Raw genomic sequence first — 20,859 nt, 5'->3', positions numbered from 1 at the left:
TCATGCGCGCCGCCTTGTGGTTTTTGGGTTTGTTCGGTGTGGCCGTCTTGCTGGCCTTGTTTGTCAGCAGCAATGAGGGCACCATCACCGTCTTCTGGCCCCCGCATCGGGTTGACCTGTCGCTCAATATGGTGGTGGTGCTGTTGGGCCTGTTGTTTTTGCTGGTCCATCTGGCGCTCAGGGCCCTGGCTGCCGTGTTTGCCCTGCCGGGACAGGCGCGCTCGTGGCGTCTGCGTCACCAGGAGCAGGTCATGCATGCCACCCTGCTGGAAGCCTTGTCCCATTTTGTTGCGGGTCGGTTCCTGCGGGCCAGAAAGGCGGCGCTGGAAGTACTGGCGCGTGAATCGGCCATGGCGGGGGGGGAGGGCGGTTCTGCCGCTGTGCGTTTGCGGGTAATGTCTTATCTTCTGGCGGCTGAAAGTTCCCAGGCATTGCAAGACAGGTCCGCGCGCGATGCTCACTTACAAAAGGCCTTGGCACAGTCTGCCAGTCTGGGTGCTTTGGGGGTGCGCGAGGGATTGTTGCTGCGTGCCGTGCGTTGGGCGCTGGAGGACCGTGATGCAGAGGCGGCTCAGGACTGGTTTGGGCTGTTGCCGTCCGGGGTGGCGCGGCGCACCGTGGCCTTGCGTTTGCGACTCAAGTTGGCGCGTTTGACGGGGCAGTCCGGTCTGGCGCTCGATACCGCCCGCTTGCTGGTCAAGCATCGTGCCTTTTCAGATGTCTCTGGCCGTGGGTTGGTGCGTGCCCTGGCGCTGGAAAACATTCAGGATGCCCGTGACACCGAACAACTGCAGCGCGTCTGGCACAAGCTTGAAGCTGCCGAACAAGCCATGCCCGAGGTGGCCAGTCTGGCCGCAGAGCGCTACCTGCTCCTGGGGGGGGATCATGCCCTTGCCCTGGACTGGCTGCTGCCGGTGTGGGAGCGCATGCTGACAACCCAGGAAGGCTTGGGTCAAAGCCAGAAAATTGGCCTGATCCGGGTGCTTGAAACGGTATTTTCCCGTTCCGTCGATTCGGTCTGGCTGGCTCGTATAGAGCAGGCGCAAATAGCCCAGCCGGGCGATGCCGTGTTGCAGTATCTGGCGGGCGTGGCTTGTCTGCACCTGGAGCTGTGGGGCAAGGCCCAACAATTGATCAAGCAGGCCTTACCGCGCCTGCACGATCACCGCCTGACAGCCCGTGCCTGGTTGATGCTGGCCGACCTGGCGCTGCGCCAGGGCGATACGGAACAGGCTGCGGCGGCCTGGCGACAAGCCGCACAGCTGGCGTTGCGCCAGGACGATTGATCAATTTGCTGTGGTGCAAGCTCACTTGCAGACTTTTTCCAGCTTGGTTTCTTGTTGCGGATGGTCTGGCGGTTAAAGTTGCCGGATGCACATCGCCATACTGACATTTGACGGGTTCAATGAACTCGATTCGCTGATTGCTCTCGGGATTCTGAATCGCATCCGCAAGCCTGGTTGGCGTGTCACGCTGTCCTGTCCTACGCCGACAGTGACCTCCATGAATGGTGTTACGTTGCACGGTCAGTCCACACTGGCGGAGGCTTGTGACGCAGACGCAGTGCTTTTTGGCAGCGGTATGAAAACCCGTGAGATCGTCAACGACCAGAGCATCATGCGGCAATTGAAGCTGAGCCCCTCAAGGCAGCTGATCGGGGCCCAATGTTCGGGCACGCTGATGCTGGCCAAACTCGGTTATTTGAAATCGATTCCCGCCTGCACCGACCTGCTGACGAAGCCGTGGGTACAGGAAGCCGGGATTGATGTCCTGAATCAGCCCTTCTACGCAGATGGCAATGTCGCTACAGCGGGTGGTTGCCTGTCTTCCCAGTATTTGGCAGCATGGGTCATTGCGCGTTTCGAGGGGCTTGATGCCGTCAGGTCAGCGCTGCACTACGTCGCCCCGGTCGGCGAAAAATAACTTTATGTTGGTCGTGCGCTGGCCAATATCTTGCCCTATCTGCCGATAAATTCTCGGCAATAAAAAAGGCACCCGAAGGTGCCTTTTGACTGGCGTGGCCAGGTGTTACGCTTCTTCGGTCTGCTCGAACGGCAGCTTCTGGTCGCGCAGGTCGCGTTTGGTCTCCACCAGGACCAGCGGCTGGTCGTCCAGCACGGGCAGCGGGGGGCGTTGACGGGGCACATGGACCGGCTTTGGCGTCGCTGCAATGGCTGCCTGGGCCGTGGCGACCTTGCTGGCATCGGATTGCACCCACTGCAAACCTGACGACTCGGCGACTTGCGCCAATTCGTCCAGCGGCAAGGCGAAGGGCTGCACCGCAGGCATGGCTTTGGCAGGTGCTGCCGGAGCTGCTGCCACAGGGGCTGCAACTGCTGCCACCTTGACGATCGGTGCAACAGTGGCAACTGGTGCCGGTGCAGCGACCGCTACTGCAGGTACGGTTTCTTGCGTTGCCACAGGCGCTGCCACGGGTATTGCCGGGGCTGCCACTACGGCTTCGGGCTGGCTGCTGGCTGCGGGTACCGTGAAGTAAGACTTGCGCACCGGTTCCTGTTCAGCGGCGGCTTCCGTAGCCTGCGGCTCCTGGTCTGGCTGATCGGTCGGCTCGCTGCGTTCAGTGCGCTCGGCGCGGGGTTTGCGGTCGCGGCCATAACGGTCACGCGAGCGTTTCTCCCTGGGGGCACTGTTTTCATCACGCACGGTGTTGTCCGCGCCGACCTGGTCCGCCAAGGTGGCGGAGCTGTCTGCCGCTTCGGCAGCGGCGGTGACACCTGACTCACTGGTGCGGAGTTCTTCTTCGGGGCGGGGGGCGCGCTCTGGGCGTGGCGGACGATCTCCGCGCTCGTTGCGGCCACCGCGTTCGGTGCGTGGCGGGCGATCGCCGCGCTCGGCATTGCGGCCACCGCGATCGGGACGTTGCTCGCCGCGAGCGGCTGTATCTGGCGCAGCGTTCAGTTCGGGGGTGACATTACCCGCGTCAAAAGAGCTTTGCACTTCTGTGCGGTCCTTGCCGGAGCCATTGCGATCAGGGCGACCTTGGCGGTTGCCCCGGTTGTCGTTGCGGCCCTCGCCGCGGCCACCGCGTCCCTGTCCCTCATTTCGCGGACCGCGTCCTTCGGGGCGGCCTTCGCCACGACCGTCCGGGCGACGGGTGCCGTCTCGGCCAGGACGGCCTTCACGCGGTGCGCGGGTTTCATCTTTGCTTGCAGCTGCGGCTACGGGAGCGACCGGGGCAGCCTCCGGGGCGGCGCCAAATAGATTTTTGAGCCAACCGAAAAAGCCTTTTTCGGCCACCACAGGCGCGGTTGCAGGCTTGACTGGGCGCGCCACCGGGGCGACCGCCTTCACTGGCTCGGGCTTGGGAACGGCCACGGGTGCGGGCGCATCAGGCAACACGCCCTTGATCACCGGGGTTTGCCGGTTGGTGGGTTCTTGCGAGCGACGTGTGACGGCCGTTGCTTCTTCAACTTCATCGGCCATTTTGTAGCTGGCTTCGATGTTGTCCAGACGCGGGTCGTCGTGTTTCAGGCGCTCCAGCTTGTAGTTGGGTGTTTCCAGCGATTTGTTGGGCACCATCAGCACGTTGATGCGCTGCTTGAGCTCGATCTTGGCGATCTCGGTGCGCTTTTCGTTGAGCAGGAAGGACGCCACTTCGACGGGTACCTGGCACAGCACGGAGGCGGTGTTGTCTTTGAGTGACTCTTCCTGGATGATGCGCAAAATTTGCAGCGCGCTTGATTCGGTGTCACGGATGTGGCCGGAACCACCGCAGCGCGGGCAGGGAATGGAAGCGCCTTCCGAGAGTGCCGGGCGCAGCCGCTGGCGGCTCATTTCCATCAGGCCGAACTTGCTAATGGTGCCGAATTGCACACGGGCGCGGTCCTGGCGCAGCGCGTCGCGCAGGCGGTTTTCCACTTCGCGGCGGTTGCGGCTTTCTTCCATGTCGATGAAGTCGATCACGATCAGGCCACCGAGGTCGCGCAGGCGTGCCTGGCGTGCCACTTCGTCAGCGGCTTCCAGGTTGGTGCGGGTGGCGGTTTCCTCGATGTCGCCGCCCTTGATGGCGCGGGCCGAGTTGACGTCGACCGACACCAGTGCCTCGGTGTGGTCAATCACGATGGCGCCACCGCTGGGCAGCGTCACGGTGCGGGCATAGGCCGATTCGATCTGGTGCTCGATCTGGAAGCGGCTGAACAGCGGTGCGTCGTCGCGGTAGCGTTTGACGCGTGCGGCGTGCTCGGGCATCACATGCGCCATGAACTGCTGGGCCTGCTCGTACACGTCGTCGGTGTCGATCAGGATGTCGCCAATGTCGTGGTTGAAGTAGTCGCGGATGGCGCGAATCACCAGGCTGGATTCCTGGTAAATCAGGAACGCACCCTTGCCGCCCTTGGCCGCGCCGTCAATGGCGGACCACAGCTTGAGCAGGTAATTCAGGTCCCACTGCAGCTCGGGCGCGGCGCGGCCAATACCGGCGGTGCGGGCAATGATGCTCATGCCGTTGGGGTATTCGAGCTGGTCCAGCGCCTCTTTGAGCTCGGCGCGGTCCTCGCCTTCAATGCGACGCGAGACACCGCCGCCACGCGGGTTGTTGGGCATCAGCACCACGTAGCGGCCGGCCAGCGACACAAAGGTGGTCAGCGCTGCGCCCTTGTTGCCGCGCTCTTCCTTTTCCACTTGCACCAGCAGTTCCTGGCCTTCCCGGATGGCGTCCTGGATGCGCGCCTGACTGACCGCGACGCCTTGCTGGAAATACTGTTTGGAGATTTCCTTGAACGGCAAAAAGCCGTGACGCTCCTCGCCGTAGTCGACAAAGCAGGCTTCCAGTGACGGCTCCACCCGTGTCACCACGGCTTTGTAAATATTGCCCTTGCGCTGTTCGCGCCCTTCAATTTCGATTTCGTAGTCGAGTAATTTTTGTCCATCGACAATGGCGAGGCGGCGTTCTTCCGCCTGCGTCGCGTTGATCAGCATCCGTTTCATGGGTCGCGTTCCTTCAATTCAAATAGCAATAACAAGCTCATGACGAGCATTGATACACGAACTGACGCTTTGAAACGAGGCGGAAATAGCCGGAGAACCCAAACTCAAGTACTGAGTCTGGGTATGGGCGCGTGGAGGGGAGCGATCGGGATGGGTGTTGGGTTTGCTATTGATCTAATAGCTTTTTGCGTCCGTTTGGCGGGCGCCGAAACCTGATAAATGCCAAATAGCAGCATGGCTTCACGCTGCAGGCAATTACACATCAGGTTGATCAACACAAACATATCGCTTCATTCCATTCACAGCACAGGTCTGTGAATTTTGGGTATTCCATATCAGGGTTTCAATGCGTCGTTTTGACCCTTCACCCACTCTGCCATGGCTGACAATGGGTCAGACATTTGCGGGCAAGGTGTCAGGCGGTATCGACTTTTCTGGCAGGGCAAGAGGCGCGTGAACTAAACTTCACCGACCTAAAGAATGAATGATTCGTTAAATCAACCACTTACAGCACACCACCAGTGAAAGTCATTATAGAGGGCAAACCCTCTGCGTCCGCACCCCAGGTTAAAACCGTCTGCATCGATGAGGACAGTGCCGGCCAGCGTGTCGACAATTTCCTGATGCGGCACCTCAAGGGCGTGCCAAAAACCCATATCTACCGCATGATCCGCAGCGGCGAAGTGCGCATCAACAAGGGCCGGGTGGGCGCCGACACGCGCCTGGCCGAAGGCGATCTGGTCCGTGTGCCGCCGGTGCGCGTGTCGGAACGGGTGGTCGAAAAGGCGCAGGCCATGGCCCAGGGCGCCGTGCGCGGTGTCCCCGCGCGTGACTTTGCGGTTCTGCTCGAAGACGAGCACCTGCTGGTGATCAACAAACCGGCGGGGGTGGCCGTGCATGGTGGTTCTGGCGTAAGTTTTGGCGTGATCGAGCAATTGCGCATGGCGCGCCCGCAGGCCAAGTTCCTGGAGCTGGTGCACCGGCTGGACCGTGAAACCAGCGGTATCCTGCTGGTGGCCAAAAAGCGCAGCGCGCTGAAAAACCTGCAAGACCAGTTTCGCGAGCGTCAGACCGGCAAAACCTACCTGGCCATGGTGCGCGGTGCCTGGCCTGCAAAGCTCAAGGTGCTTGACAAGCCTTTACACAAGTATTTGCTCGACGGCAAGGACAACCAGGCCGGGGAGCGTCGCGTCAAGGTGGTCGCGCGTGATGACGCCGACGGCATGCCTTCGGTGACCTTGGTCAAGGTGCGCGAGCAACTGGCCCAGGGCACCCTGCTGGAGGTCACGATCAAAACCGGCCGGACCCACCAGATACGGGTTCATCTGGCCAGCGAAGGGTATCCGATTCTCGGCGACGACAAATATGGCGACTTTGATCTCAACAAAGTGCTGGCCAGCGCCGCGGCCCGGCCCGGCCTCAAACGCATGTTTTTGCACGCCTGGCGTTTGCAGTTCAATCACCCCGCCACCGGCGAGCGCCTGGAAATTCTGGCAGAGTTGCCGCCCGAACTGGCTCAATTTTCTTCATCCCCGGCGCCTGTGCGCCCGCTACCATGACTTTTCGACGTTTTGACCTGATCGCCTTTGACTGGGACGGTACCCTGTTTGATTCCACCGCCATCATTGCCCGCTGTATCCAGGCGGCCGTGCTCGACGTGGGCGGGCAAAAACCCAGTGACGCGGCAGCCTCTTATGTGATTGGCATGGGCCTGATGCAGGCCCTGGCCCACGCGGCACCTGATGTGCCCAAGGAGCGCTACCCGCTGCTGGGTGACCGTTACCGGCACCATTATTTTGCGATTCAGCATGAGATCAGCCTGTTTGAGGGCGTGTTGCCGATGCTGGCGGCGCTCAAGGCACGCGGCCACCTGCTGGCGGTGGCGACTGGCAAAAGTCGCCGCGGACTCGACGAGGCCTTGGCCACGTCCACGCTGGCGGGCACGTTCGATGCCTCGCGCACGGCCGATCAGACCGCCGGCAAGCCCGACCCCTTGATGTTGCGTGAACTGATGGCCGAGTTTGATGTGCCGCCCGAGCGCACCCTGATGATTGGCGACACCACCCACGACCTGCAAATGGCGCTCAATGCCGGCTGCCCCAGTGTCGGCGTGAGCTACGGCGCCCATGAGCCGGAGGCATTTGTGGAACTCAAGCCGCTGGTGGTGGTGCACGATGTGGCGCAACTGCATGACTGGCTGCATGCCCACGCCTGAACGCAAGCCATGACCCAGGCGGTTTTCCTGTGTGAAGCGCACGCGCTGGTGGACAGCAGCCTGGCTGTGCCTTTCGAAGTGCGCTTTTTGGGCAAGAACCATGCTGCCTTTGCGGTGCGTTACCAGGGTCGGGTCCATGCCTATCTGAACCGTTGCAGCCATGTGCCGATGGAGATGGATTACCAGCCCAATCAGTTTTTTGACCTCTCCGGACAATGGCTGATGTGCGCCACCCATGGCGCCACCTATGCGCCGCAAACCGGTCAGTGCCTGCTGGGGCCCTGCCGTGGTGGCCTGGAAAAAATTGAGTTGAGCGAAGCCGATGGCCTGGTGCACTGGCATACTTCAGATAAATTTCAACTGCCTATCTAATATGAACGAACCTGTCCCCGAACCCTCCGAGCCGTCGACCGGGGCGCCCGAAACTGCGCAGGATCAGGCGCCAGGTCAAGCCATGAAGGCCCCCAAGGCGACAAACAAAAATGTAGACATGGCGTTACAAGATGGCCCGACTTGGGAACGCGCCACGCTGGAAAAGCTGCTTTTCGCGAATTTGCATGAGCAACGGCTGGCGCGTCGCTGGCGCACTTTTGTCCGGCTGGCCTGGCTGCTGTTTTTTGCGACACTGGGTTGGCTGGTTTTCAGTGAAGGGGTGGCCAATCAAAATGTGTCCACGCCGCACACGGCTGTGATTGAAATCAAGGGTGAAATTGCCTCGGGTGCCGAGGCCAGTGCCGAACTGGTCGTCGACTCCGTGCGTGCGGCATTTGAAGACACCGGCGCCCAGGCGGTGGTGTTGCTGATCAATTCACCCGGTGGCAGTCCGGTGCAGGCCGGCATCATCAACGACGAGATCAAACGCCTCAAGGAACTGCATAACAAGCCGGTCTATGCCGTGGTGGAGGAGTCGGCGGCTTCGGCGGCTTACTATATTGCGGTGTCGGCCGACAAGATTTTTGTCGACAAGGCCAGCATTGTCGGCAGCATTGGCGTTCTGATGGACGGCTTTGGCTTCACCGGCCTGATGGACAAGCTCGGCGTCGAGCGCCGGCTCATGACGGCGGGCGCAAACAAGGGTTTCCTTGATCCGTTCAGCCCGCAAACCGAAACCCAGCGCGCCTTCGCCCAGGCCATGCTGGACCAGATTCATCAACAGTTCATTGCCGTGGTCAAGGAAGGGCGGGGTGAACGCCTGAAAGAAACCCCCGAGACGTTCAGCGGTTTGTTCTGGAGCGGACAACAAGCCGTGGAAATCGGACTGGCCGATCAGTTGGGCAGCCTGGATTTTGTCGCGCGGGAAGTGGTCAAAGCCGAAGAAATCATCGACTACACACGCCGGGACAACGTGGCGGAGCGGCTGGTCAAACGCTTTGGCGTAGCCATGGGCGCCGGCGTCATGTCGGCGCTGAAGGCGGGCACGGCCCCGCACTGACGCTTTTGACCGGGCTGTTCAGGCCCTTCTCCGTCAAACAGGCGGTTTTCCTGATCAGCGGCCGATGGCAAACACGGCGGGTGTGGTGTTATACAGGCTTACCGGCTTGTTTTTCCAGTTCTTGACGCTGTCGCTGGCGATGCTGGCGCTCTCCAGGGTGAGCCCACTGCTGACGGCCAGCCGGGTGTTGTGCTGCAAGGTTTGCAGCAGAGCCTGCAGCATGGCCAGGTTGCGGTAGGGCGTCTCGATGAACAGCTGGGTCTGGCCGGTTTTGAGTGCCAGCCCTTCCAGTTCCCGAATGCGCTGAATGCGTTCCTGCGGGTCCTGCGGCAAGTAGCCCACAAAAGCAAAATTCTGGCCATTGAGCCCGCTGGCAGCCAGCGCCAGCAGCAAGGACACCGGTCCCACCAGCGGCACCACCCTGATGCCCAGATCATGGGCGGCGCGCACCACCGACGAGCCGGGGTCGGCGACGGCGGGCATGCCCGCCTCGCTGAGCAGGCCCATGGGGTGACCTTCGAGTGCGGGTTGCAACAGCGCACGGGCATCGAAGTTGCCGTTGTGGTCGCCTTTTTTGTGCACTTCGCGTGGCAGTTCCACCAATGCCAGGGCCTGGATCGGCTGGCACAGCGGCGTGATTTCGTTGACGCGTTTGAGGTAGGCACGCGCCGATTTGGCGTTTTCACACACCCAGTGCGCCAGGCTGGCCGCCATCGTGATGGTGGCCATGGGCAGGGTGTCGCGCAAATCGGCGCTTTGGACGCAACCAAAGTCCAGCGGTGCCGGCACCAGGTAGAGCACGCCTTTCATAACACCGGGCGCCCGGCGGCTTCGAGCAGGTGGCAGGTGCGAATCAGCGGCAGACCCACCAGCGCGCTCGGGTCGTCGTTGTCGATGCGCGCCAACAAGGCAATGCCAAGCCCCTCGCTTTTGGCACTGCCGGCGCAGTCGTAGGGTTTTTCAGCCAGCAGGTAGTGTTCGATCTGGTCGTCAGTCAGATTCTTGAACTGGACTTTGATGGGCGCGAGCTCGGTTTGGGCGAACCCGCTGGCCTGGCATACCAGCGCCACTGCGGTTTGAAAAATGACCGTCTGTCCGCGCATGCGCTGCAGTTGCGCCACGGCGCGGGCATGGGTACCGGGCTTGCCCAGGGCTTCACCATTGAGGTCGGCCACCTGGTCGGAGCCGATGACCAGGCAGTCGGGATGCAGCGCGGCGACCGCTTGCGCCTTGGCCAGTGCCAGGCGGCGGGCCAGTGGCTCGGGGCCCTCGCCGGGCAGTGCCGCTTCGTCCACATGCGAGGCGATCACGGTAAACGGCAAGCGCAGGCGTTCCAGCAACTGGCGGCGGTAAATAGAGGTGGAGGCCAGGATGATCTGGCGTGGCGGGGTTTTGATCATGCCCCGATTCTCTTACACTGCACCCATGACGCTACACCAACGCCCCCCAAAACTTGATGTCAGGCAAGCCGGACAAGCAGCGCAGCACGTCGTCGGCCAGGACGTGCTGTCCAATTACGAACGCCTGATGGAGGAAACCCAGGGTCTTGGCGCGCACAACACGCTTCATTGGACCGTGCGGGGTGATCTGCAGTCAGACGCCAAAGGCCAGCCACAGGTCTGGTTATTTTTGAAGATCAACACCGTCCTGCCCCTGACCTGCCAGCGTTGCCTCGGGCCGGTGGATGTACCGGTGCAGATCGAGCGGGCTTTCCGCTTTGTCGAGACCGAGGCGCAGGCCGAGTTGGAGGACGACACCTCTGCCGAGGACGTGCTGGTGCTGAGCCGGGACTTCGACCTGGCTGCGCTGATTGAAGACGAGGTGTTGATGGATTTGCCGGTGGTGCCGCGCCACGACACCTGCCCCTCGCCGGTCAAGCTGTCCGCTGTGGATGCTGACTTTGAAGAACCCTCGCCCAAGCCAAGTCCCTTTGCGGTGCTGGCAGGGCTGAAAGTGGTCGACAAGCGGTGATGTTTTCAAGTCTTCAAGCTTGAGTTATACTCTACAGCTTTTGCGCATGACGATGTGCGCTTTTTAATAATCCCAATGGGTTGCCGATGCGGCAGCTTATAGCCTTAAGGAGCGGAACATGGCCGTCCAACAAAACAAAAAGTCCCCTTCCAAGCGCGGTATGCACCGTTCGCACAACGCTCTGGTCGTGCCCGGTATCGCCGTGGAAGCCACCACCGGCGAAACCCACTTGCGCCACCACATCAGCCCCAACGGTTTTTACCGCGGCCGTCAGGTGATCAAGAGCAAGACTGAAGCCTGATTCTGTCAGACACCCAAGGCCCGGGGCTACCCAACGCGTAGCCCCGGGCCTTTGCTTTTTTGAGTCTGATGCATGTCGGACGCGTCATTGATGTTTGTTGGGCGACCTGTTATTCATGATCACTATTGCTGTTGACTGCATGGGGGGCGACCATGGTCCTGAGGTCACGTTGCCTGCGTGTTCCCGTTTTCTGGACCAGCACCCCGATGTGCAACTGATCCTGGTCGGTTTGCCGCAAAGCATGGCTGGCTTCACCCATGCGCGGGCGACCGTGGTGCTGGCCAGTGAGGTGGTCACCATGGACGATCCGCTGGAAGTCGCGCTGCGGCGCAAAAAAGACTCTTCCATGCGCGTGGCCATCATGCAGGTCAAGGACGGCGCGGCCCAGGCCGCGGTGTCGGCGGGCAATACCGGTGCCCTGATGGCCATTTCACGTTACCTTCTGAAAACCTTGGACGGGATTGACCGCCCCGCCATTGCCGGGCAAATTCCCAATGCCAAAGGTGCCGCTACCACCGTGCTCGACATGGGTGCCAATGTGGATTGCACGGCCGAACATTTGCTGCAGTTTGCCGTGATGGGGTCGGCGCTGGTGTCGGTGCTCAGCGGTGAAGACAATCCAAGTGTTGGGCTGCTCAATATCGGCGAGGAAGCCATCAAGGGCAATGAAGTCATCAAGCAGGCCGGCGAGTTGCTGCGCGCCGCCGGCAAGGCGGGCGACCTGAACTTTTATGGCAACGTTGAAGGCAATGACATCTTCAAAGGCACGGCCGACATCGTGGTGTGTGACGGTTTTGTCGGCAATGTTGCCCTGAAGGCCAGTGAAGGTTTGGCCGGCATGATCGTGGACTTCCTGAAAAAAGAGTTTTCGCGCAATATCTTCACAAAAATGTCAGCTCTGGCGGCTTACCCTGTGATTGCTGCACTCAAGAAGCGCATGGACCATCGGCGTTACAACGGCGGTGCCTTGCTGGGTTTGCGCGGTCTGGTGTTCAAGAGTCATGGCTCGGCCGACCAGATGGCTTTTGGCTACGCCCTGACGCGGGCGTATGATGCAGCCCGCAATAATTTGTTGGATCGTGTTCGGGTCCGGATCGCCCATGCCGCTCCGCTGTTGGCGGGTGACGACGTGCCAATTTAATCGCAGACGACTTCTTCGGTTTGATTCATGAAAACTTACTCTCGTATCACTGGTACCGGCAGCTATTTGCCACCACGACGGCTCACCAATGCTGATTTGGTGGCTGAACTTGCCACCCAGGGTGTGGCGTCCAGTGATGACTGGATTGTTGAACGTACGGGTATCCGTGCCCGGCATTTTGCCGCTGCCGGTGTGGTTAGCAGTGAGCTTGCCTTGCCTGCTGCGCGCCAGGCGCTACAGGCTGCCGGAGTACAGGCCGAAGACATTGACCTCATCATTGTGGCCACCTCGACGCCCGACATGGTGTTTCCCTCGACAGCCTGCATTTTGCAGGGCAAGCTTGGCGTCAAGGGTGGTGCTGCCTTTGACGTGCAGGCGGTTTGCAGCGGTTTCATCTACGCCCTGACCATTGCCGATTCCCTGATCAAGTCGGGTACCGCGAGCAAGGCGCTGGTGATTGGTTCCGAGGTGTTTTCGCGCATCCTGGACTTCAAGGACCGCACCACCTGCGTGCTGTTTGGTGACGGCGCCGGCGCGGTGGTGCTGGAAGCGTCCACCGAGCCCGGCATTTTGGCGACCGACATTCACGCTGATGGCAGCTATACCAACATCCTGTGTGTGCCAGGGCATGTCTGCGGCGGCAGCATTCTGGGGGACCCCCTGCTGCGCATGGATGGCCAGGCGGTGTTCAAGCTTGCGGTCGGGGTGCTCGAAGAGTCGGCGCGTGCGGTCTTGACCAAGGCGGGCAAGACCGATGCCGACATCGACTGGCTGATCCCGCACCAGGCCAACATCCGCATCATGCAGAGCACCGCGCGCAAGCTCAAGTTGTCGATGGACAAGGTGGTGGTCACGGTGGACCAGCACGGCAACACCTCGGCGGCCTCAATTCCGCTGGCCCTCGACACTGCGGTACGCCGTGGCCAGGTCAAGCCCGGGCAAACCCTGCTGCTCGAAGGCGTTGGGGGCGGTTTTACCTGGGGTGCTGTGCTGCTGAAGCTGTAGGCGACCTGCTTGCCTGTTCACGGACAAAGTCGTTTCCCTCCTTTCCATCTGAAAAAATGAAACCTTTTGCATTTGTATTTCCGGGCCAGGGCTCGCAATCCGTGGGCATGCTCGATGCCTGGACTGATCATCCGCAAGTCAGGCAAGCCCTGCAAGAGGCCTCTGACGCGCTGGGTGAAGACATCGGCCTGCTGATCAAGGACGGCCCCAAGGAGGCGCTGGCGCTCACCACCAACACCCAGCCCGTGATGCTCGTGGCCGGTGTGGCGGCCTACCGGGTCTGGATGGCTGAGGTGGGTGTGGCGCCGCAGGCCCTGGCGGGGCATTCGCTGGGTGAGTATTCGGCGCTGGTTGCTGCGGGCGTGTTGACGCTGTCGCAAGCGGCACCCCTGGTGCGTTTTCGGGCCCAGGCGATGCAGGACGCCGTACCGGTGGGCATGGGCGCCATGGCGGCCATTTTGGGCATGGATGCTGCGCAGGTGTCGGCCGGCTGTGCCGAGGTTACGGCCTCTTTTGGTCAAAATTCTGCCGAGGTCGTAGAAGCAGTCAATTTCAATGACCCCGGCCAAACCGTGATCGCGGGCTCCAAAGCGGCCGTCGAACAAGCCTGTGTGGCGCTGAAAGCCCAGGGTGCCAAGCGTGCCTTGCCCTTGCCGGTGTCGGCACCGTTTCACTCCAGCCTGATGAAGCCGGCCGCGCTCAAGCTCAAGGAAAAACTGCAGGCCACGGTCTTTGCTGCACCCCGGATTGCGGTGGTCAACAACATTGATGTCGCTGTCGAGCAGGAGCCCGACCGGATTCGCGACGCGCTGTACCGCCAGGCCTTTGGTCCGGTGCGCTGGGTCGAGTGTGTCCAGGCCATGGGCGCGCGCGGCTTGCCCACTCTGGTCGAGTGCGGCCCGGGCAAGGTGCTGGCGGGCATGACCAAGCGTATCAACGCCGAGATGCAGGGCATGTCCCTGTTTGATCTGGCCAGCCTGGCGGAAGTAAAAACTTTTATTCTGGATGCGCAATAACATGAGCGAAGTGAAATTTGAAGGTCAGGTGGCCCTGGTGACGGGTGCTTCGCGCGGCATTGGTGCGGCGATTGCGCTGACGCTGGCCGCGCGCGGCCTGAAAGTCATTGGCACGGCGACCAGCACCGACGGCGCCGCCAAGGTGTCGCAGTCGTTGTCGGCCTTTGCCGGCTGTACCGGCCGGGTGCTGGATGTCAATGACCCGGCCGGCGTGGATGCGCTGATTGACGCCATTGTCAAGGAGCACGGCGGCTTGCAGATCCTGGTCAACAACGCCGGCATCACGCGCGACAACCTGGCCATGCGCATGAAGGACGACGAGTGGGACGCGGTGCTCGACACCAACCTCAAGGCGGTCTTCCGCATGAGCCGTGCGGTCATGCGCACCATGATGAAGCAGCGCTACGGCCGCATCATCAGCATCACCTCGGTGGTGGGTGCTTCCGGCAACCCGGGGCAGGCCAATTACGCGGCTGCCAAGGCGGGTGTGGCCGGCATGACGCGCGCCCTGGCGCGTGAATTGGGCTCGCGCAACATCACGGTCAACTGCATTGCGCCTGGTTTCATTGAAACCGACATGACCGCCAATTTGGCCGATGAGCAGCAAAAAGCCTTGCTGAGCCAGATTCCCCTGGGTCATCTCGGCAAACCGGCCGACATCGCGCATGCGGTCACTTATCTGGCGTCGCCGCAGGCGGCCTATGTGACGGGTCAGGAATTGCACGTCAACGGTGGTATGTTCATGGCCTGAGGGCCAAGGCGCCATTGATGTCACAATAAAGCCGCGTTATCCGTACGGCAGCCGGGTTCAGGAGTCCTCTCCAAGCCCGGCTAAAATCACGGATCTTTTCACAACCCTTTGAGGGAACCCATGAGCGATATTGAAGCACGCGTTAAAAAAATCATTGCCGAACAACTCGGTGTTGAAGAATCCCAAGTCACCAACGAAAAAGCCTTCGTGGCTGATCTGGGCGCAGACTCCCTGGACACCGTTGAACTCGTGATGGCACTGGAAGACGAGTTTGGCATTGAAATCCCGGACGAAGATGCTGAAAAAATCACCACGGTGCAAAACGCTGTCGACTACGCCACCAACCATAAAAAAGCGTAAAGTTGCAGGCTGACGCCCTGCCTGGGCGTCGCCACGGTCAGCATTACAGGCCAGTCCTTGACCGGGTCTTGGATGCTGGCAGTACCCCATTCTGATCCCACCCTGTCTCGGGGTGAGATCCCATTTGGACGAACCTCTGACTGCTTATGAATATGCCCCGTCGTCGCGTTGTCGTTACCGGTTTGGGTTGTGTCAGTCCCGTTGGCAACACGGTTGACACGACCTGGGCCAACCTGTTGGCGGGTCAGTCCGGCGTCGGCCTGATCACCCATTTCGACGCATCCACGTTCAACTGCAAAATTGCCGCTGAGGTCAAGGGCTTCGACATCGAGTCCTACATGAGTGCCAAAGAGGCGCGCACCATGGACACTTTTATTCACTACGGCATTGCGGCCGCGGCTCAGGCTGTGGCAGATGCCGGCTTGCCTACGGGTGACGAACTGAGTGAAGAACTGGCCACGCGCATTGCCTGTGTGATCGGCTCCGGCATCGGCGGCCTGCCCATGATTGAAAACGTGCACGCCGAATTTGTGCAGCGCGGCGCGCGCCGGATCTCGCCGTTTTTTGTGCCGTCCACCATCGTTAACATGATTGCTGGCCACGTGTCGATTCGTTTTGGCTTCAAGGGCCCGAACCTGGCCATTGTGACGGCCTGCACCACCGGTTTGCACTGCATCGGCCAGGCAGGGCGCATGATCGAATACGGTGACGCCGATGTGGTGGTCGCCGGTGGTTCCGAGGCCACGGTGTCGGCGCTGGGTGTGGGTGGTTTTGCCGCCATGCGTGCGCTCAGCACCCGCAATGACGACCCCGCCACGGCCTCGCGCCCCTGGGACAGGGACCGCGACGGTTTTGTACTCGGCGAAGGTGCTGGTGTCATGGTGCTCGAAGAGTACGAACACGCCAAAGCACGCGGTGCCAAGATTTATGCCGAGCTGGCTGGTTTTGGCATGAGCGCCGATGCCGGCCACATGACCGCGCCCAACATGGACGGCCCGCGCCGTGCCATTGTCAGCGCCCTGACCAATGCCGGCATCAATGCCGACCAGGTGGACTACGTCAATGCCCACGGTACGTCAACGCCGCTGGGCGATGTCAATGAATCCAACGCTATCAAGGCAGCTTTGGGCAGTCATGCCAAAAATGTGGTCGTGAATTCCACCAAGTCCATGACGGGCCACCTGCTTGGTGGCGCGGGTGGACTCGAGTCTGTGGTCACGGTGCTGGCCTTGCACCACCAAAAAAGTCCCCCGACGACCAACATCTTCAACCAGGATCCCGAATGTGACCTGGATTACTGCGCCAATACCGCGCGTGACATGAAAATCGAGGTGGCTGTCAAAAACAACTTTGGCTTTGGCGGTACCAACGGGTCCCTGGTTTTTAAACGGGCGCCCTGACGTTTCGGCATCTGCCTCAAGCCCCATGTACAACGCCCCAGCGGTGACTTATCCGGTGGGGCGTTCGCATTTTCAGGCGGGCTTGACGCTGGCCGTGGTGGCGGCGGGTGCCTTCGCCCAAGGCGCCTGGGGGCTGTTGTCGGTCGCGTACGGTGCAGGTCATCTGCTTGGTTTTTTGCTTTGGCTGCTTGTTGGAGCCTGGGCGCTCTGGTCTGTCTTGCACACGCCCCGGTCGGAACTGGTTTGGGATGGCCAGAGCTGGTACAGGACCGCTGGTACAGCCATCCTGCTGGAGCGGCCGCAGGTGATTCTGGATGCCCAGCACAGTTTGTTGCTTTGTGTTCGGCAACAAGGAGGCGCTACGGCATGGCTCTGGCCTACCCAACGGACGCAGCCAGAGCGCTGGCTGGCCTTGCGTCGTGCGCTGTTCAATCCTGCGTCCCCAGAGGTCTGAATGCCGGCCGATCAGTTACCCGACAAAGACTTTGAACCGCAATCCGGCGACAGTGATGCCATGCTGGTGGAGCGGGCGGTTGCTGGTGACCAGCGCGCCTTTGAATTGCTCGTGATCAAGTACCAGCGCCGCATTGAGAGGCTGATCGGGCGCATGGTGCGCGACGCCAATCTGGTGGAAGACATTGCCCAGGAAACCTTTATTCGTGCTTATCGGGCGTTGCACCAGTTCCGCGGAGATGCCCAGTTCTACACCTGGCTTTACCGTATTGCCGTCAATACCGCCAAGCGTTTTTTGCTCAAACTCAAGCATGAACCTGCTGTTTTGCAGAGCGCCATGCAAGCCAATGACGAGGACGATGAAACTTTCCAGCGTAAAAATGAACCAAGTACAGACGAAACACCCGAGTCGGTGTTGGCGGCCAAGGAAATTGGCCAGGCAGTCAATGACGCGCTGGCGGCCTTGCCTGACGATTTGAAACAGGCATTGACCCTGCGCGAAATAGAGGGGTTGAGCTACGAGGAAATTGCTGACGTGATGAATTGCCCTTTGGGTACGGTGCGTTCGCGTATCTTCAGGGCGCGCGAGGCTGTTTCCAGCAAGGTGAGACCCATGCTGGAAAAGCAGACTGGCAAGCGTTGGTGAAAACAGTGGTTCTGATAAGGACAAGGCATCACGGCAAAGGCATATAAAAGCATGACAGACAGCTTGATTGAAAACAGTGAATTGGTTTCGGCCCTGGTTGATGGGCAATTGCGCGAAGCCGAATTTGCCCGGGCCATGGCGCACTTGGAGAGCAGCAGCGAGGCACGTCAGCGCTGGCACAGCTACCATGTGCTGGGCGACGTCATGCGTACCGGGCAAGCCGGCGTGCGAGCCCGTGATGCCGACTTTGTATTGCGGCTGCGCGCCAGATTGCAACAGGAAGCCGTGCCTCTGGTGGTGCCGAATGCGCCGTCTGTAATCGTTGCTGGCAGCAGCAAGTCAAGCGCCAACGACCATCGCTGGCGGCTGGTGGTGGGCTTGGCTTCGGTCGCCATGGTGGCGGTCGTCGCATGGCAAGGTTTTCAGGGTCAGGCTTCACCGGATCCGCAATTGGCCGCGGCTCCTCCCAGCGCTCAACCCACAGCGTCCCCGCTGGCGCAGTCCGGTGCACTGGCTAATGCGATGGGCGGCGCACCGGTCATGATTCGTGATCCGCAGCTTGATGCCTTGCTGGCGGCGCATCGCCAGTTTGGCGGCACTTCGGCATTGCAAATGCCCACCGGCTTTCTGCGCAACGCCACTTTTGAAGAAGGTGCGCGTTGAGTCGGCGCGGCGTTTTATTACTGGCCTTGAGCCTGGCCTGCATCGCCAGTCCGGGCTGGGCGCAAAGCCTGTCCAGCCCGCCAGTCACCCAGGCAATCAAGGCTGAAGACACGCCGATCAGTCGCTGGCTGATGCGCTTGCACGATGCCGCCAGGCAACAGACCTATGTGGGCACCTTTGTGGTGACAGCGGGTGACACCATGTCGTCCTCGCGCATCTGGCATGTGTGCGACGGCCAGCAGCAAATGGAGCGGGTAGAAGCCCTTACCGGTGTGGCCCGTACCACGTTTCGCCGAAATAACCAGGTGGTGACGTTCTTGCCTGAGCGCCGACTGGTCATTTCTGAAACCCGCGAGTCGTTCGGTCTGTTTCCCAATTTGCTGAACCGGGCCGATTCATCGATTGCCCGGTTTTACGGCCTGAAAGTTCTGGGGCGTGAACGCGTTGCAGGCCTGGTTTCTGATGTGGTGCAACTGGTGCCGGTGGATACCCTCCGATTTGGCTACCGGGTCTGGACTGAACGGGAAACCGGTGTGGTGCTCAAGCTGCAAACCCTTGATGCGACCCAGGGGGTGCTGGAGCAGGCTGCATTTTCAGAATTGCAGCTGGGCGAACCGGTCAGCATGGCCAGGCTGGCGGCACTGATGGACAACACAGAGGGGTTCAAGGTGCTCAAGCCGGAACTGGTCAAAACCACGGCTGCCCAGGAAGGCTGGTTGTTCAACGGCCAGGTGGCTGGGTTTCAATCCATGGCTTGCCAGAAGCGGGTGAGCGCAGCGCAATCAGGGGCCAGCGCCAATACCTTGCAATGGGTTTTTTCGGATGGTCTGGCGTCGGTGTCGCTGTTCATAGAAAACTTTGATGCTGCACGACATCGCGACATGGTGCCGCACGAGTCGCTTGCCATTGGTGCCACCCATATGCTGACGCGGCGCCTGGGGTCCTGGTGGATCACGGCCGTGGGCGAGGTACCGTCAACAACCCTGGCTATTTTTGTCCAGGGGCTTGAAAGAAACAAATGAGTCTCCAGATTTCTGTGTGTTTTTTAAAAAGGCCGATCATGATTCGATTCAACTTTAAAGCTTTGTCTGCCTGTGCCCTCAGTACCGCTCTGGCTGCCACGGTATCCACGGTGCTGTTGCCCATGACTCCGGCTGTTGCCCAAGTGCGCGTATTGCCTGACTTTACCGACCTGGTGGAGCAGGTAGGGCCGTCAGTGGTCAATATCCGGACGCTGGAAAAAGTTTCGCCCCGGTCGGCGCCAGGTGGCCAGTTCGATCCGGACATGCTGGAGTTTTTCCGCCGTTTTGGCTTGCCTATCCCCAATATTCCCAATGGCCCGCGGCAAAGCCCGCCACCCGGACATGGCCAGCAACCCAACCAGGAAGAGCAACCGCGCGGTGTCGGTTCTGGCTTCATTCTGACCTCGGACGGCATGATCATGACCAATGCCCATGTGGTCGATGGGGCTGACGAAGTCATCGTGACACTCACCGACAAGCGCGAATTCAAAGCCAAGATCATTGGTGCCGACAAGCGCAGCGACGTGGCGGTGGTCAAGATTGAGGCCGCCGGCCTGCCTGCGGTCAAGGTGGGGGATGTGAGCCGGCTCAAGGTGGGTGAGTGGGTGATGGCAATTGGTTCACCGTTTGGCCTGGAAAACTCGGTGACGGCCGGCATTGTGAGCGCCAAGCAGCGCGACACCGGGGACTATTTGCCCTTTATCCAGACCGACGTGGCCATCAACCCGGGCAACTCGGGCGGGCCGCTGATCAACATGCGTGGTGAAGTGGTCGGCATCAACAGCCAGATTTATTCCCGCTCGGGCGGCTCCATGGGTATTTCTTTCTCGATCCCGATGGATGAAGCCGTGCGCGTGAGCGAACAACTGCGTGCCACCGGGCGCGTGACGCGGGGCCGTATTGGCGTGCAAATTGAACAGGTGACCAAGGAGGTGGCCGAGACGAACGGCCTGGGTACGCCTTATGGCGCGCTGGTGCGCGGCGTCGAAACCGGTGGTCCGGCCGACAAGGCGGGCGTTGAAGCCGGTGACATCATCATCAAATTCGATGGCAAGAAAGTTGAAAAATCCAGCGATCTGCCGCGCATGGTGGGTGGCACCAAGCCGGGTGTCAAAAGCAATCTGACGGTGTTTCGACGTGGCGCAAGCAAAGACCTGACAGTCACCATTGCCGAGATCGAGGCTGAAAAAACAGCCGCAAAAACGCCAGAGAAAACACCAAAAGAATCCAAAATGGCTCAGGCGATGGGCCTTGAATTGAGCGATTTGACCGATGCCGTCAAGAAAGAGTTGAAGATCAAAGGTGGCGTGCAGGTCAATGCCGCCAGCGGTGCGGCCGCGCGCGCGGGTTTGCGCCAGGGTGACGTGATTCTGTCGGTGGCCAACGTGGCGGTGGCCAGTGTGGCCGGTTTTGAAAAAATTGTCGCTGATCTGGACAAATCCAAACCCGTCAATATCCTCTACCGTCGCGGCGACTGGGCCCAGTACACGGTGATCCGGTTCAATCCCTAATCAGTTGGGGTCAGAGCACATCGCT

The 20,859-nt window shown here is 60.6% G+C and carries 22 protein-coding genes; 19 read left to right on the top strand and 3 right to left on the bottom strand.

Annotated features, from left to right (window positions below; translation table 11 throughout):
- The first annotated feature begins 2 nt into the window (after window positions 1-2).
- Window positions 3-1,286 carry a heme biosynthesis HemY N-terminal domain-containing protein gene (locus NDJ10_RS05645; RefSeq protein ID WP_296160215.1) on the top strand — a complete coding sequence of 428 codons (1,284 nt, stop codon included), beginning with the start codon at window positions 3-5 and terminating at the stop codon, window positions 1,284-1,286.
- Between the two features lie 85 nt (window positions 1,287-1,371).
- Window positions 1,372-1,923: a DJ-1/PfpI family protein gene (locus NDJ10_RS05640; RefSeq protein WP_296160214.1), complete on the top strand. Its 552-nt coding sequence runs from the start codon at window positions 1,372-1,374 to the stop codon at window positions 1,921-1,923.
- Between the two features lie 105 nt (window positions 1,924-2,028).
- Here the strand turns inward: NDJ10_RS05640 and NDJ10_RS05635 are convergent, their stop codons facing one another.
- Window positions 2,029-4,947, bottom strand: a complete 2,919-nt coding sequence (locus NDJ10_RS05635) for an Rne/Rng family ribonuclease (RefSeq protein ID WP_296160213.1) — start codon at window positions 4,945-4,947, stop codon at window positions 2,029-2,031.
- 521 nt (window positions 4,948-5,468) lie between these two features.
- Here NDJ10_RS05635 and NDJ10_RS05630 point away from each other — a divergent pair.
- From NDJ10_RS05630 to NDJ10_RS05615, 4 genes are all read left to right on the top strand, one after another.
- The gene (locus NDJ10_RS05630) at window positions 5,469-6,506 is read left to right on the top strand and encodes an RluA family pseudouridine synthase (protein ID WP_296160212.1); all 1,038 of its coding nucleotides are present in this window, start codon (window positions 5,469-5,471) and stop codon (window positions 6,504-6,506) included.
- Entirely contained in the window at window positions 6,503-7,162 is a 660-nt protein-coding gene (locus NDJ10_RS05625) for an HAD-IA family hydrolase (protein WP_296160211.1), read from the top strand. The genes NDJ10_RS05630 and NDJ10_RS05625 overlap by 4 nt, the downstream gene beginning before the upstream one ends.
- A 9-nt stretch (window positions 7,163-7,171) precedes the next feature.
- Window positions 7,172-7,534, top strand: a complete 363-nt coding sequence (locus NDJ10_RS05620; protein ID WP_296160210.1) for a Rieske 2Fe-2S domain-containing protein — start codon at window positions 7,172-7,174, stop codon at window positions 7,532-7,534.
- A gap of 82 nt (window positions 7,535-7,616) precedes the next feature.
- Window positions 7,617-8,594 carry a S49 family peptidase gene (locus NDJ10_RS05615; protein ID WP_296160319.1) on the top strand — a complete coding sequence of 326 codons (978 nt, stop codon included), beginning with the start codon at window positions 7,617-7,619 and terminating at the stop codon, window positions 8,592-8,594.
- Window positions 8,595-8,648: 54 nt separating this feature from the next.
- Here the strand turns inward: NDJ10_RS05615 and NDJ10_RS05610 are convergent, their stop codons facing one another.
- Complete coding sequence (locus NDJ10_RS05610) at window positions 8,649-9,404, bottom strand: SAM-dependent methyltransferase (protein WP_296160209.1); 756 nt, start codon at window positions 9,402-9,404, stop codon at window positions 8,649-8,651.
- Window positions 9,401-9,994 (bottom strand): Maf family nucleotide pyrophosphatase, encoded by a 594-nt coding sequence (locus tag NDJ10_RS05605; protein WP_296160208.1) that lies wholly within the window; start codon window positions 9,992-9,994, stop codon window positions 9,401-9,403. Before NDJ10_RS05605 ends, NDJ10_RS05610 begins: the two co-directional genes overlap by 4 nt.
- Before the next feature lie 25 nt (window positions 9,995-10,019).
- Here NDJ10_RS05605 and NDJ10_RS05600 point away from each other — a divergent pair, with 25 nt between their 5' ends.
- The 13 genes from NDJ10_RS05600 to NDJ10_RS05540 all read left to right on the top strand — a co-directional run bounded on the left by NDJ10_RS05600 (window position 10,020) and on the right by NDJ10_RS05540 (window position 20,834).
- Window positions 10,020-10,565 carry a YceD family protein gene (locus NDJ10_RS05600; protein ID WP_296160207.1) on the top strand — a complete coding sequence of 182 codons (546 nt, stop codon included), beginning with the start codon at window positions 10,020-10,022 and terminating at the stop codon, window positions 10,563-10,565.
- Between the two features lie 118 nt (window positions 10,566-10,683).
- Window positions 10,684-10,866, top strand: coding sequence for a 50S ribosomal protein L32 (gene rpmF, locus NDJ10_RS05595; RefSeq protein ID WP_296160206.1), 183 nt, complete (start codon window positions 10,684-10,686; stop codon window positions 10,864-10,866).
- A 115-nt stretch (window positions 10,867-10,981) separates the two neighbouring features.
- A complete protein-coding gene (plsX, locus tag NDJ10_RS05590; protein ID WP_296160205.1) occupies window positions 10,982-12,007 on the top strand; it encodes a phosphate acyltransferase PlsX in 1,026 nt (341 codons plus the stop codon).
- A 27-nt stretch (window positions 12,008-12,034) separates the two neighbouring features.
- Entirely contained in the window at window positions 12,035-13,012 is a 978-nt protein-coding gene (locus NDJ10_RS05585; protein WP_296160204.1) for a beta-ketoacyl-ACP synthase III, read from the top strand.
- A 56-nt stretch (window positions 13,013-13,068) separates the two neighbouring features.
- Window positions 13,069-14,028, top strand: coding sequence for an ACP S-malonyltransferase (gene fabD, locus NDJ10_RS05580; protein ID WP_296160203.1), 960 nt, complete (start codon window positions 13,069-13,071; stop codon window positions 14,026-14,028).
- Between the two features lies 1 nt (window position 14,029).
- A complete protein-coding gene (fabG, locus tag NDJ10_RS05575; protein ID WP_296160202.1) occupies window positions 14,030-14,779 on the top strand; it encodes a 3-oxoacyl-ACP reductase FabG in 750 nt (249 codons plus the stop codon).
- Between the two features lie 120 nt (window positions 14,780-14,899).
- Entirely contained in the window at window positions 14,900-15,139 is a 240-nt protein-coding gene (gene acpP, locus NDJ10_RS05570; protein WP_296160201.1) for an acyl carrier protein, read from the top strand.
- Between the two features lie 152 nt (window positions 15,140-15,291).
- Window positions 15,292-16,539 carry a beta-ketoacyl-ACP synthase II gene (gene fabF / locus NDJ10_RS05565; RefSeq protein ID WP_296160318.1) on the top strand — a complete coding sequence of 416 codons (1,248 nt, stop codon included), beginning with the start codon at window positions 15,292-15,294 and terminating at the stop codon, window positions 16,537-16,539.
- A gap of 25 nt (window positions 16,540-16,564) precedes the next feature.
- Window positions 16,565-16,993, top strand: coding sequence for a hypothetical protein (locus NDJ10_RS05560; protein ID WP_296160200.1), 429 nt, complete (start codon window positions 16,565-16,567; stop codon window positions 16,991-16,993).
- Window positions 16,994-17,638 (top strand): RNA polymerase sigma factor RpoE, encoded by a 645-nt coding sequence (gene rpoE / locus NDJ10_RS05555; RefSeq protein ID WP_296160198.1) that lies wholly within the window; start codon window positions 16,994-16,996, stop codon window positions 17,636-17,638.
- 51 nt (window positions 17,639-17,689) lie between these two features.
- Complete coding sequence (locus NDJ10_RS05550) at window positions 17,690-18,301, top strand: sigma-E factor negative regulatory protein (protein WP_296160197.1); 612 nt, start codon at window positions 17,690-17,692, stop codon at window positions 18,299-18,301.
- Window positions 18,298-19,323, top strand: coding sequence for a MucB/RseB C-terminal domain-containing protein (locus NDJ10_RS05545; protein WP_296160196.1), 1,026 nt, complete (start codon window positions 18,298-18,300; stop codon window positions 19,321-19,323). The genes NDJ10_RS05550 and NDJ10_RS05545 overlap by 4 nt, the downstream gene beginning before the upstream one ends.
- Window positions 19,324-19,361: 38 nt before the next feature.
- Window positions 19,362-20,834 carry a Do family serine endopeptidase gene (locus NDJ10_RS05540; protein WP_296160195.1) on the top strand — a complete coding sequence of 491 codons (1,473 nt, stop codon included), beginning with the start codon at window positions 19,362-19,364 and terminating at the stop codon, window positions 20,832-20,834.
- Window positions 20,835-20,859: the final 25 nt, after the last annotated feature.

The sequence above is a fragment of the Rhodoferax sp. genome (assembly GCF_023700745.1).
Taxonomy (GTDB): domain Bacteria; phylum Pseudomonadota; class Gammaproteobacteria; order Burkholderiales; family Burkholderiaceae_C; genus Rhodoferax.
Note: the sequence above shows the minus strand (reverse complement) of the source record. Positions and strands in the feature narration are given on the sequence as shown.